This window comes from Aquibium pacificum, from assembly GCF_040839445.1.
GTDB lineage: Bacteria > Pseudomonadota > Alphaproteobacteria > Rhizobiales > Rhizobiaceae > Aquibium > Aquibium pacificus.
On the sequence record NZ_JBDPGJ010000003.1, the window covers coordinates 50034 to 62534 of the forward strand.

General features: G+C 64.0%; 12 protein-coding genes. 10 read left to right on the plus strand and 2 right to left on the minus strand.

The features are described 5' to 3' along the window. The first annotated feature begins 84 nt into the window (after positions 1-84). The 9 genes from ABGN05_RS12770 (at position 85) to ABGN05_RS12810 (ending at position 9748) form a co-directional block, all read left to right on the plus strand. Complete coding sequence (locus ABGN05_RS12770) at positions 85-903, plus strand: carbohydrate ABC transporter permease (RefSeq protein ID WP_367955125.1); 819 nt, start codon at positions 85-87, stop codon at positions 901-903. Then, a complete protein-coding gene (locus tag ABGN05_RS12775; protein ID WP_367954434.1) occupies positions 903-1184 on the plus strand; it encodes a DUF2160 domain-containing protein in 282 nt (93 codons plus the stop codon). The genes ABGN05_RS12770 and ABGN05_RS12775 overlap by 1 nt, the downstream gene beginning before the upstream one ends. A 76-nt stretch (positions 1185-1260) precedes the next feature. Further along, positions 1261-2982 (plus strand): ABC transporter substrate-binding protein, encoded by a 1722-nt coding sequence (locus ABGN05_RS12780; RefSeq protein WP_367954435.1) that lies wholly within the window; start codon positions 1261-1263, stop codon positions 2980-2982. 495 nt (positions 2983-3477) lie between these two features. Beyond that, positions 3478-4971, plus strand: coding sequence for a glycerol kinase GlpK (gene glpK / locus ABGN05_RS12785; RefSeq protein WP_367954436.1), 1494 nt, complete (start codon positions 3478-3480; stop codon positions 4969-4971). A 91-nt stretch (positions 4972-5062) separates the two neighbouring features. After that, a complete protein-coding gene (locus ABGN05_RS12790) occupies positions 5063-6025 on the plus strand; it encodes an aspartate carbamoyltransferase catalytic subunit (protein ID WP_367954437.1) in 963 nt (320 codons plus the stop codon). After that, positions 6022-7326: a dihydroorotase gene (locus tag ABGN05_RS12795; RefSeq protein WP_367954438.1), complete on the plus strand. Its 1305-nt coding sequence runs from the start codon at positions 6022-6024 to the stop codon at positions 7324-7326. Before ABGN05_RS12790 ends, ABGN05_RS12795 begins: the two co-directional genes overlap by 4 nt. Positions 7327-7352: 26 nt before the next feature. Then, positions 7353-7967: a glycerol-3-phosphate 1-O-acyltransferase PlsY gene (gene plsY, locus ABGN05_RS12800; protein ID WP_367954439.1), complete on the plus strand. Its 615-nt coding sequence runs from the start codon at positions 7353-7355 to the stop codon at positions 7965-7967. After that, positions 7964-9103 carry a DNA-processing protein DprA gene (dprA, locus tag ABGN05_RS12805; protein WP_367954440.1) on the plus strand — a complete coding sequence of 380 codons (1140 nt, stop codon included), beginning with the start codon at positions 7964-7966 and terminating at the stop codon, positions 9101-9103. The genes plsY and dprA overlap by 4 nt, the downstream gene beginning before the upstream one ends. A gap of 147 nt (positions 9104-9250) precedes the next feature. Continuing rightward, complete coding sequence (locus ABGN05_RS12810; RefSeq protein ID WP_367954441.1) at positions 9251-9748, plus strand: BA14K family protein; 498 nt, start codon at positions 9251-9253, stop codon at positions 9746-9748. A 76-nt stretch (positions 9749-9824) separates the two neighbouring features. Here the strand turns inward: ABGN05_RS12810 and ABGN05_RS12815 are convergent, their stop codons facing one another. Further along, entirely contained in the window at positions 9825-10871 is a 1047-nt protein-coding gene (locus ABGN05_RS12815) for a glutamine synthetase beta-grasp domain-containing protein (RefSeq protein ID WP_367954442.1), read from the minus strand. 472 nt (positions 10872-11343) lie between these two features. Here ABGN05_RS12815 and ABGN05_RS12820 point away from each other — a divergent pair, with 472 nt between their 5' ends. Then, a complete protein-coding gene (locus ABGN05_RS12820; protein WP_367954443.1) occupies positions 11344-11538 on the plus strand; it encodes a DUF2735 domain-containing protein in 195 nt (64 codons plus the stop codon). Between the two features lie 108 nt (positions 11539-11646). On the opposite strand, the gene ABGN05_RS12825 is transcribed toward ABGN05_RS12820, so the two are convergent. Then, entirely contained in the window at positions 11647-12423 is a 777-nt protein-coding gene (locus tag ABGN05_RS12825; protein WP_367954444.1) for a GGDEF domain-containing protein, read from the minus strand. Positions 12424-12501: the final 78 nt, after the last annotated feature.

The window sequence follows — 12501 nt, forward strand, 5'->3', positions numbered from 1 at the left end:
AGGGACCGGACACTGATGCGGGGCGAGACGGACACCACCACGGTCGGATCGGCGAGCGCGAAGAGCGCCGAGGTCGCCCGCGTGATGCGCCGGCGCGGAGAACAGTCGCGGTTCTGGTGGCTCGTGCCGACGCTCTACATCGTCTTCCTGCTCCTGCCGATCTACTGGCTGGTCAACATGAGCTTCAAGACCAACCAGGAGATCCTCGGTACCTTTTCGCTCTGGCCACAGAATCCGACGCTGCGGAACTACGCCGTCATCTTCACCGATCCGTCGTGGTATAAGGGCTACATCAATTCCATCATCTACGTGGTGATGAACACGGTCATCTCGGTGGCGGCCGCGCTGCCGGCGGCATACGCCTTCTCGCGCTACCGGTTCCTCGGCGACAAGCACCTGTTCTTCTGGCTTTTGACCAACCGCATGGCGCCGCCGGCCGTCTTCGCGCTGCCGTTCTTCCAGCTCTATTCGGCCTTCGGGCTGATCGACACCCACATCGCGGTCGCGCTGGCGCATTGCCTGTTCAACGTGCCGCTGGCGGTGTGGATCCTGGAGGGCTTCATGTCCGGCGTGCCGAAGGAGATCGACGAGACCGCCTATATCGACGGCTATTCCTTCCCGCGCTTCTTCGTGAAGATCTTCATGCCCCTGATCGCCAGCGGCATCGGTGTGGCCGCCTTCTTCTGCTTCATGTTCTCGTGGGTGGAACTCCTGATCGCGCGTACGCTGACCACCACCGATGCGAAGCCGATCGCGGCCATCATGACGCGCACGGTCTCCGCCTCGGGCCTCGACTGGGGCGTGCTCGCCGCGGCCGGCGTGCTCACCATCATTCCCGGGGCATTGGTGATCTATTTCGTCCGCAACTACATCGCCAAGGGCTTCGCCCTGGGGAGGGTGTGATGAGTCTCTCCTGGATGGCCTGGACCTGGCCGACCGCGATCTTCTTCATTGTGATCTTCGTGCTCCTGGCAAGCATGGCGGTCTGGGAATACGCCCGCCCGGGCGGTCATCCGCGGGTCGGCATCCTGCGCTTCGAAACGACGCGCGGCGACAGGCTCTTCGTGTCGCTGCTCGGCAGCGCCTTCATCACTCTCGCCTGGCTGGGGCTGATCGGTTCCAGTCTCTGGTGGGCTCTCGCTCTCTCCGTGGTCTACGCCGTCGGCGTTTTCCGCTACGTATAGAGGGAGAAATCGTCGGAGCCGCGGCGTGCCGGCCGCGGCTCCGGATCGCAATCGCAACCTTATGGGAGGACTACTCATGCGACGGCACTTTTTAACATCCACCACCGCCCTTGTCCTGTGTCTCGGCGTCAGCCATGCCTATGCCGGCATGGACGAGGCCAAGGCGTTCCTCGATGCCGAAATCGGCGACATGTCGACCCTCGACCGCGCGGCGCAGGAAGCCGAGATGCAGTGGTTCGTCGATGCTGCCCAGCCGTTCCAGGGCATGGACATCAAGGTGGTTTCCGAGACGATCACCACACACGAATACGAGTCCAAAGTGCTCGCGCCGGCCTTCACCGCCATCACGGGCATCAAGATCACGCACGACCTGATCGGCGAAGGCGACGTGGTGGAGAAGCTTCAGACCCAGATGCAGTCGGGCGAGAACATCTATGACGGCTACATCAACGATTCGGACCTGATCGGCACCCACTGGCGCTATCAGCAAGCGCGCAATCTGACCGACTGGATGGCGAACGCCGGCAAGGACGTCACCAACCCGAACATCGACATCGACGATTTCATCGGCAAGTCGTTCACCACCGCTCCGGACGGCAATCTCTATCAGCTGCCCGACCAGCAGTTCGCGAACCTCTATTTCTTCCGCTACGACTGGTTCAACGACGAGAAGAACAAGGCCGACTTCAAGGCCAAGTACGGTTACGACCTCGGCGTGCCGGTCAACTGGTCGGCCTATGAGGATATCGCCGAGTTCTTCACCGGCCGCGAGATCGACGGCAAGAAGGTCTATGGCCACATGGACTACGGCAAGAAGGACCCGTCGCTCGGCTGGCGATTCACCGATGCCTGGCTGTCGATGGCCGGCAACGGCGACAAGGGCATCCCGAACGGCAAGCCGGTCGACGAGTGGGGCATCAAGGTCGACGAGAACGATCGGCCCGTCGGTTCCTGCGTCGCGCGCGGCGGCGACACCAATGGACCCGCGGCGGTCTACTCGATCGAGAAGTACCTCGAGTGGATGAAGAAGTATGCTCCGGCCGCGGCCCAGGGCATGACCTTTGGCGAATCGGGACCCGTTCCCTCGCAGGGCGAGATCGCCCAGCAGATGTTCACCTACACGGCCTTCACCGCCGACTTCGTCAAGGAAGGCCTCCCTGTGGTGAACGATGACGGCACGCCCAAGTGGCGTTTCGCCCCGTCGCCGCATGGGGTGTACTGGAAGGACGGCATGAAGCTCGGCTACCAGGACGCCGGTTCGTGGACGCTGATGAAGTCGACGCCGGACGATCGCGCCAAGGCGGCATGGCTCTATGCGCAGTTCGTCACCTCCAAGACGGTTGACGTGAAGAAGAGCCATGTCGGCCTCACCTTCATCCGGCAGTCGACGCTCGATCACCAGTCCTTCACCGATCGCGCGCCGAAGCTCGGCGGCCTCGTCGAGTTCTACCGCTCGCCGGCCCGCCTGCAGTGGTCGCCGACCGGCACCAACGTGCCGGACTATCCGAAGCTCGCGCAGCTCTGGTGGCAGGCGATCGGCGATGCCTCGTCGGGCGCCAAGACCGCCCAGGAAGCGATGGACTCGCTTTGCGCGGAGCAGGAGAAGGTTCTGGAGCGCCTTGAGCGCGCGGGCGTCCAGGGCGACATCGGTCCGAAGATGGCCGAGGAGCACGATCTCGAGTACTGGAACAAGGATGCCGTCTCGAAGGGCAATCTCGCGCCGCAGCTCAAGATCGAGAACGAGAAGGAGCAGGGCCAGACCGTGAGCTACGACGAGCTGGTAAAGAGCTGGCAGTAGTTTCGTCAAAGACTGCGCCGGCTTGGGTCGGCGCAGTCCTCTATTAAAAAGGACCGGCGGTCGAATGCCACTTCATCTTGCCATGAAGAGTCACTTAGATTTGGCGTGCCGACATTTCGATGGTGGAAAAACTGCGGACACACATCGCCGACCGAGAAGCAATGCGGACCTGTCGCGGTTTGCGTCTCTCACCGAATTGCAGACCGCGATCGACCATGGAGCGACGACAATACCCCAGATACAGTCGAATACCGGCAGATTTTACGGGTACATTCTGACGTATTTTCTCTTCCTTGGGCGACAGTTTAACCCAAGCGGCGTAACCCTCGATGGATGCGACGTCGTGGTACCCGATTTGGCAGTTGTGAAAAGGCTTATGACTGAAGGATATGCAAGATTCGACCGTGACAGCGGATTGCTCGCGTTGACTACTTCCGGTCTGGCTTTGGTAGAGCAGCTTCGCCGGCAGTATTCTGATGGTGAGTACCTCGAACAATGACGTCCCACATCCTCGCCATCGACCAGGGGACGACCTCCTCCCGCGCCATCGTATTCGACGGCGACATGAAGATCGTGGCCACCGGCCAGAAGGAATTCGCGCAGCACTATCCCGCGTCCGGCTGGGTCGAGCACGATCCGGAGGAGATCTGGTCGTCGGTGGTCTCGACCGTGAAGCAGGCGCTCAGGAAGGCGAAGCTGAAGGCGTCCGACATAGCAGCCATCGGAATCACCAACCAGCGCGAGACCGTGGTGGTGTGGGGCAAGGACACCGGCAAGCCGATCCACAATGCCATCGTCTGGCAGGACCGCCGCACCGCGCCGATGTGCCAGAAGCTGAAGAAGAAGGGTTTCGAGCCGAAGTTCACCAAGCGCACGGGCCTCATCCTCGATCCCTATTTCTCCGGGACGAAGCTCGCCTGGCTGCTCGACAACGTTAAGGGCGCGCGCAAGCGTGCCGAGAAGGGCGAACTGCTCGCAGGCACCATCGATTCTTTCCTGATCTGGCGGCTGACGGAGGGAAAGAACCACGTCACCGACGCGACCAACGCCTCGCGCACGCTGGTCTACAATATCGCCAGGAACGAGTGGGACGCCGAGCTTTTGAAGATCCTCGACATCCCGGCCGCGATGCTGCCCGAGGTGAAGGACTGCGCCGACGATTTCGGCGTCACCGACGAAAAGCTGTTCGGCGCTGCGATCCCGATCCTCGGCGTGGCCGGCGACCAGCAGGCCGCGACGATCGGCCAGGCCTGCTTCGAGCGCGGCATGATCAAGTCGACCTACGGCACCGGCTGCTTTGCCGTGCTCAATACGGGCGAGGAACTGATCCGCTCGAAGAACCGGCTGCTCTCGACCATCGCCTACAGGCTCGACGGCACGACGACCTACGCGCTCGAAGGCTCGATCTTCGTGGCGGGCGCGGCCGTTCAGTGGTTGCGCGACGGCATCAAGGTGATCGGCAAGGCCGAGCACAGCGGCGAATTGGCAGCACAGGCCGACGAAACGCAGGACGTTTATCTCGTGCCGGCCTTCGTCGGCCTCGGCGCTCCCCATTGGGACCCTGACGCGCGTGGCGCGATGTTCGGCCTTACGCGCAACACGGGACCGGCCGAATTCGCCCGCGCGGCGCTCGAATCCGTCGCATTCCAGACGCGCGACCTGCTCGATGCCATGTGGAAAGACTGCAAGGGCATGCAGGGCAACACCGTGCTTCGCGTCGATGGAGGCATGGTCGCCTCCGACTGGGCCATGCAGCGGCTGGCCGACATCCTCGACGCGCCGGTCGACCGCCCCCGGATCCTGGAGACGACGGCGCTGGGTGCCGCCTGGCTCGCCGGCTCGAAGGCCGGCGTGTGGCCGGACGCGAAGGCCTTCGCGGAGAAATGGGCGCTAGACCGCCGCTTCGAACCGACCATGGGCAGCAAGGAACGCAAGCGCCGGATCAATGGCTGGAAGGACGCCGTGCGGCGGACCTTGAGCACCACCTGACACCATTTTCGGAATCGCCTGGGGAGAACACCGGGTGGGGGAACGGTCCGCTTGCGGGTGCCTGCGCTTGTCCCTATGAGACGCGTTTGAGATGAGCGCCCAGCCGGACTTCCCGATCTATCCGCACCGACACCTGCTCGGCATCCGCGAGCTTTCTCCCGCCGACATCGAACTCTTGCTCGACCGCGCCGAAAAGGCGGTGGCGATCTCCCGGCAGTCAGAGAAGAAGATGTCGACGCTGCGCGGCCGCACGCAGATCAATCTGTTCTACGAAGCCTCGACCCGCACGCAGTCGTCCTTCGAGCTTGCGGGAAAGCGCCTCGGCGCCGACGTCATGAACATGTCGGTCGCGAGTTCGTCGGTGAAGAAGGGCGAGACGCTGATCGACACGGCGATGACGCTGAACGCCATGCGGCCGGATATCCTGATCATCCGGCATTCCTCGGCCGGCGCGGCGGCATTGCTGGCGCAGAAGGTCGGCTGTTCGGTGGTCAATGCAGGCGACGGCGCGCACGAGCATCCGACCCAGGCGCTGCTCGACGCGCTGACGATCCGCCGGGCGCGCGGCACCATCGCCGGCCTGACGGTGGCGATCTGCGGCGACATCCTGCATTCGCGCGTGGCGCGGTCCAACATCATTCTCCTCAACGCGCTCGGCGCGAGGGTGCGCGTCATAGCGCCTTCGACGCTGTTTCCCGCCGGGATCCGCGACATGGGGGTGGAGGTGTCCAACTCGATGACCGAGGGGCTGAAAGGCGTCGACGTCGTCATGATGCTGAGGCTGCAGCGCGAGCGCATGGAAGGCGCCATGGTGCCTTCGGTGCGCGAGTATTTCCGCTATTTCGGCCTCGACGCCGAGAAGCTGAAGCTCGCGAGGGAGGGCGCGCTGGTCATGCATCCCGGCCCGATGAACCGGGGCGTCGAGATCGCGTCCGAGATTGCGGACGGACCGCAGAGCGTCATCCAGGAACAGGTGGAAATGGGCGTGGCGGTGCGCATGGCCGTCATGGAGGCGTTGCTCGATCCTCGCCGAAACGAGGATCGCGCTGCATGAGGACGCCAGCGACCGGCACGACCGTCTTTGCCAATGCGCGCATCCTCGACCCCTCGCGTGGCCTGGACGAGCGCGGAGCGGTGATCGTGAAGGGCGGCCGGATCGCCGCGGCGGGCGCCGGCGCTTCGAACCAGGGCGTGCCGGACGGCGCCGAAGTGATCGACTGCGGGGGCAGGGCGATAATGCCCGGTCTGGTCGACGGACGGGTTTTCATCGGCGAGCCAGGCGCGGAACACCGCGAGACCATTGCGTCGGCCAGCGCCGCGGCGGCGGCGGGCGGTGTCACGTCGCTGGTAATGATGCCCGACACCAGCCCGGTGATCGACGAGGTGTCGCTTGTCGAGTTCGTGCTGCGCACCGCGCGCGATACGGCCGAAATCAACATCCACCCGGCCGCCGCGATCACCCGACGTCTAGAAGGGCATGAACTGACTGAGTTCGGGCTCTTGCGCGAGGCGGGCGCTGTCGCGTTCACGGAGGGGCGGCGCAGCGTGCGCAGCGCGCTCGTGATGCGCCGGGCGCTCACCTACGCCCGCGATTTCGGCGCCCTGGTGATGCACGAGACGCAGGATCCGGACCTCGCCTCCTCCGGCGTCATGAACGAAGGCCTGTTCGCGAGCTGGCTCGGATTGCCCGGCATCCCGCGCGAGGCTGAAGCGATCCCGCTCGAGCGCGACCTTCTTCTCGCCCGCCTCACGGGCAGCGCCTACCATGCCGCCAAGATTTCCACTGCGATATCCGCCTCGGCAATCGCCCGTGCCAAGAACGACGGCGCGAAGGTCTCGGCGGGCGTGTCTATCAACCACCTCTCTCTCAACGAGAACGATGTCGGCGAGTACCGCACCTTCTTCCGGCTGTCGCCGCCGCTGCGCTCCGAAGAGGACCGCCTGGCGATGGTGGAAGCGGTGCGCGACGGCACGATCGACATCATCGTCTCCTCGCATGACCCGCAGGACGTGGACACCAAGCGGCTTCCCTTCGCCGATGCCGCCGACGGCGCGATCGGGCTGGAAACGCTGCTCGGAGCCGCGTTGCGCCTTCATCATAACGGCGACCTGCCGCTCCTGCGCATCGTGGAACTGCTTTCCACGGCACCGGCCCGACTCTTCGGCCTGCCCGGCGGGACGCTCGCACCGGGAAGCCCGGCCGATCTGATCCTCGTCGATCTGGACGAGCCCTGGGTCGTGCGCGAGGCTGACATCCGCTCGCGTTCCAAGAACACCTGTTTCGAGGGCGCGCGCCTGCAGGGCCGGGTCTTGCAAACCATGGTAGCGGGCCGCACAATATTTTCGACCCGATAGCCGGTCGCGCTCGCACAGGACTTCAGATGCCCGATCCGATCAGCTGGCAGCTCGCTCTGCCATATCTCGTCGCCGCCCTGGTCTTCGGCTACCTTCTGGGTTCCATTCCCTTCGGGCTCCTGATCACCCGGGCCGCGGGCCTCGGCGATGTCCGCAAGATCGGCTCAGGCAACATCGGTGCGACCAATGTTCTGAGAACCGGAAACAAGAAGCTCGCCGCGCTGACGCTGCTCCTCGATGCTCTGAAAGGCACGGCGGCGGTGCTGATCGCTGGGCTCTACGGCCCGGACCAGGCCTTCGTCGCGGGGCTGGGGGCGTTTCTCGGACATCTCTTCCCCGTCTGGCTCGGCTTCAGGGGCGGGAAGGGCGTCGCCACCTATCTCGGCGTGCTGATCGCGGTCGCATGGCAGGCGGCGCTGGTTTTCGCGGTCGCCTGGCTGGCGGTCGCCTACCTCACGCGGTACTCCTCGCTTGCAGCACTGGTCTCCGCGGTCGCCGTTCCCGTGGCCCTCTATCTGCTCGGCCACGTGCAGGCAGCGGAACTCTTCGTGCTGATGAGCGTTATCGTCTTCGTCAAGCATCGGGCCAACATCGCGCGGCTGGTCGCCGGAACGGAATCCCGCATCGGGGCCAAGGGATGAACCCGCGGCCGGGCGCCGGCCCGCGGACGCTGAGCGACCGCCAGCGTCTGAACTGGCTGCGCCTCATCCGCACCGACAATGTCGGACCGGCAACCTTCCGCGACCTCGTCAACCGGTTCGGCTCGGCCGAGGCCGCACTCGCGCGGCTTCCCGAACTCGTTCGGGCCGGCGGCGCGGCGCGGCCCCCGAAGGTCTGTTCGGTCGAGGAGGCGCAGGGAGAACTCGACGGGATCGCCCGCGCAGGTGCGAGGCTGGTCGCACTTGGCGAGGTGGACTATCCTCCGCTCCTCAGAATGATGGACCAGCCGCCGCCGTTGGTGACCGTGCTTGGCGAGCCGGCCGTCTTCGCTCTGCCGCCGGTCGCGATCGTGGGCGCGCGAAACGCCTCGCTGTCGGGCATCAAGATCGCGCGATCCATTGCCGCCGAACTTGGGCGGGAGGGCTATGCTGTGGTTTCGGGCCTCGCGCGCGGCATCGATGCCGCGGCGCATGAGGGGAGCCTCTCCACCGGGACCGTCGCGGTCCTTGCCGGCGGGATCGACCGGCCCTATCCGCCCGAGAACGTCGAACTCTATCGCGCGATCGCCGGCAGTGCCGGTGCGGTCGTCACGGAAATGCCGCTGGGCTGGGAACCGCGGGCCCGCGACTTCCCGCGCCGGAACCGCATCATCGCCGGCCTGTCGCATGGACTTCTGGTCGTGGAGGCGGCCATGCGCTCCGGGTCGCTGATATCCGCGAGGCTTGCAGGCGAAATGGGTCGGCTGGTCTTTGCCGTTCCTGGCTCTCCCCTCGATCCGCGCTCGGCCGGTACCAACGGGCTCCTAAAGGACGGCGCGATCCTCGTGACGGAAGCCCGCGATATCCTGGAGCAGGTGGCGCCGCTCATAGGGGCGCCACTGCCGCCGGCGAGAACCCTGGAGGAACCCCCGGATTTTTCCGCCACGCCGCAGCCGGACGACAGCGACCGCTCGCGGGTCGTCGAGGCGCTGGGAGCGACGCCGACTGCGGTCGACGAGATCATCCGTCACACCGGCCTGCATCCGGCGCAGGTCTTCATGGTACTGCTCGAACTCGATCTTGCAGGTCGGCTTGAGCGCCATCCGGGCGGAATGGTTTCGCTTCTGTTCCTCGACTGATCCGCACTTGGGGCGTTCGTATTGGGCATCGGCCCGCCGACCCACGTTCACGGAAATGTTCCGGGTGCGTGGAGTTTGTGCGGAACCGCATGCTGCCGTGGTCGTTCCACCGCCAGAGGGACAGGACTGTCCAATCAGGAGGCAACCATGAAGAAGTTTTTGACAACGCTGTGTGCGGCGGCGATCAGCGTATCCTTCGCAGGAACGGCAGTGGCGCAGACCGCGGCTGGAGGCGTTCAGTTCGTGGCACCGCCGGCCTCTCAGGAGGCCCGCGCGATCCAAGTTCAGGGTCCAGGCGAAGGACCCCGATGGAAACGAGGTGGGGGCCGTCATTTCGATGGCCGTCGACACTTTCGTGACGACCGTCACTTCCGGGGCAGAATCCCGCACTATCGCGGTCATCGCGGTTATCACAGCCACCGGCCGGGTTATCGCCGCCACGGCGAGTTCTGGTATCCTGCGGCGGCTTTCATTGCCGGCGCGCTGATCACTGGTGCGATCAACAACAACCGCGGCAGTGTCTATCGCGGTGGAAGCGCGCATATCCAGTGGTGCTACGACCGCTACCGTTCGTATCGCTCGTCGGACAACACTTTCCAGCCGTACAACGGCCCGCGCCAGCAGTGCTATTCGCCCTACAGCTGATCGCGAAGCAGGCTGAACAAAGAAGAACCCCGCCGGACCGCCGGCGGGGTTCTTTGCATTCGACGTTGGGAGAACGTTAGGCTGCAGCAGAGACGGACCCTTCCGCGTCCGTGGGCACGGAGGCGATCGTCTTCAGCACTTGGCTGGCGATCTGGTAGGGGTCGCCCTGCGAGTTCGGCCGGCGATCCTCCAGATAGCCCCTATAATCGTTGCGGATGAACGAGTGCGGGACCCGGATCGAGGCACCACGGTCGGCGACGCCATATGAGAACTTGTTCCACGGCGCCGTCTCGTGCTTGCCGGTCAGGCGCTTGTCGTTGTCCGGACCGTAGACGGAAATGTGATCCATCAGGTTCTTCTCGAATGCCGCCATCAGCGCCTCGAAATACTCTTTGCCGCCCACTTCGCGCATATAGGTGGTCGAGAAGTTGCAGTGCATGCCGGAGCCGTTCCAGTCGGTGTCGCCAAGCGGCTTGCAGTGGTACTCGATGTCGATGCCGTATTTCTCGGTCAGCCGCTCCAGCAGGTAGCGGGCCATCCAGATCTGGTCGGCGGCCTTCTTGGAACCCTTTCCGAAGATCTGGAATTCCCACTGGCCCTTGGCCACCTCGGCGTTGATTCCTTCGTGGTTGATGCCGGCGGCGATGCACAGGTCGAGATGCTCCTCGACGATCTGGCGGGCGATGTCGCCGACGTTCTTGTAGCCGACGCCCGTGTAGTAGGGACCCTGAGGCGCCGGATAGCCGGCGGTCGGGAAGCCGAGCGGGCGGCCGTCCTTGTAGAAGAAGTACTCCTGCTCGAAACCGAACCAGGCGCCGTCGTCGTCCAGGATCGTGGCGCGCATGTTGCTCGGATGCGGCGTCTCGCCGTCGGGCATCATGACCTCGCACATGACGAGCACGCCATTGGCGCGCGCCGGATCCGGGTAGAGCGCCACCGGCTTCAGCACGCAGTCGGAATTGCGGCCTTCCGCCTGCATGGTTGAGCTTCCGTCGAAACCCCACAGCGGGAGCTCTTCCAGGGTCGGGAAGCCACTGAATTCTCTGACCTGCGTCTTGCCACGGAGGTTGGGAACCGGGGTGTAGCCGTCGAGCCAGATGTACTCCAGTTTATACTTGGTCATTTCGTTCTCTCTAGAATGTTGCGTCGGCCGAGACCCGGTCACCGCCGGCCTCGAAGGTCCGCGTTAACCCAAGCAATTCACATGCCAGACCTCGAAAAAAGCCCAGAACGCAACGAAGAGCCCGCCAAATCATTGATTCATGAGTGTTTCGGAGCGTGAGATCTCGGCATCGCGATGCGAGAAGACGACTGCGCGGTTAAGGAATCGGCGAACTGCCGAAAAATTGGGCGATGAGTTCGGATGCCGCGCCGGGACCAAATCTTCTCCGGACGAGATGGAAGCCGGGACCACAACCGGCCGGTCAGAAAGAGAATAAGCTGGTTGCTGCCAGCGCGAAGAGCAAGCGAAGCTGCTGCTTAACAGTTAAGCAAAGACAGATATTTTTTTAGGCACATTGCAAAAAATGCATGCAAGTATTAGATTCCCTTTCCCTGTCGCACGATGAGAGATCATCGAAGGAGAACAGAAAGCAATGGTTACGGATTTCGCACGGCCCTCGGCACGGATTTACCAGTTTCCGGTCAGCGCAGAGGCGCGGCGGGAGGTGAGGGAACGTCGCTCCGAGCGGAGCAAACCCCTTGCTGCGTCGCCCGCAGCACCGGCGTTCGGTGGAAGCTGGTATCACGAAGAAGCCATCCGCGAGACCGACGGCGCCACGAAGCGCTGATCCACCCATCCGTCCCGTTCGTCGGGGAGGATGGCGAATCAGGCTGATGAAACCCGTGCGGCCCCCGGTCTCTGATAGACCCAAACGCGAGCCCCACTCGAAGATCGCTCAGGATGCCAGCGCGGCCGGTGGCCTTTCGTATAGGGAGAGGTCGAATTCGAGCTGATTGCGGCCGTTCCGTTTGGCCTCGTACAGTCGCTTGTCAGCCCGTCGGTAGAGATCGGCGAACGTCGTCTTGAAGCGGAAGGCCGCGCCCCCGACGCTCACGCTCAAGGCATGCGGCTTGCCTTCCGGCACGAACTCCAGTTCGGTCACAGCGAGCCTTATGCGTTCCGCTACCAGTTTCATCAGCCCTGGTGGCGTCGCCGGCAGGAAGACGGAAAACTCCTCCCCGCCCATGCGGCCGACGATGTCGGTGTCCCTTACCGCCCCCTTGATGCCATCGGCGATGAGCTTTAGCGCTTCGTCGCCGCGGTCGTGTCCGTAGGTGTCGTTGACGGACTTGAAGTGGTCGACGTCGATGACGAGCAGGGCGCCCTCGCGCTCACGTCCTTCCAGCTTTTCGAGATAGCCGTCCACCAATGCCGTGAACGCCCGGCGATTGAAGCACGACGTCAGGCTGTCGGTGGCCGAGATCAACAGAAGCTCTTGGTGGGCGATCGCCAGTTCCCGCAGTTTGCTCAGGAGGACGAAGAACAGCGGTGGCGCCAGAACGAGCGGGATGATCACGTTGTTGATCGGGTTGCCGCCCCAGCGCCAGCCCTCTTCGAATGAATAGCTGTCGAATGCGAAGGCGACCGCTATGCAGACCAGCGTGCCGATGCTGGTAAGGAGGAACACCCGCGCGCGCCCCCGCGGCGAGAAGTCCGGTCTGCCGTTGAACATGTAGAAGTCGCTCCTTCCGCCCGCAGGGTAGAGGACCTTCGTTAAGGGGGGCTTTCGGAAATTTCGCCGATTCGATCG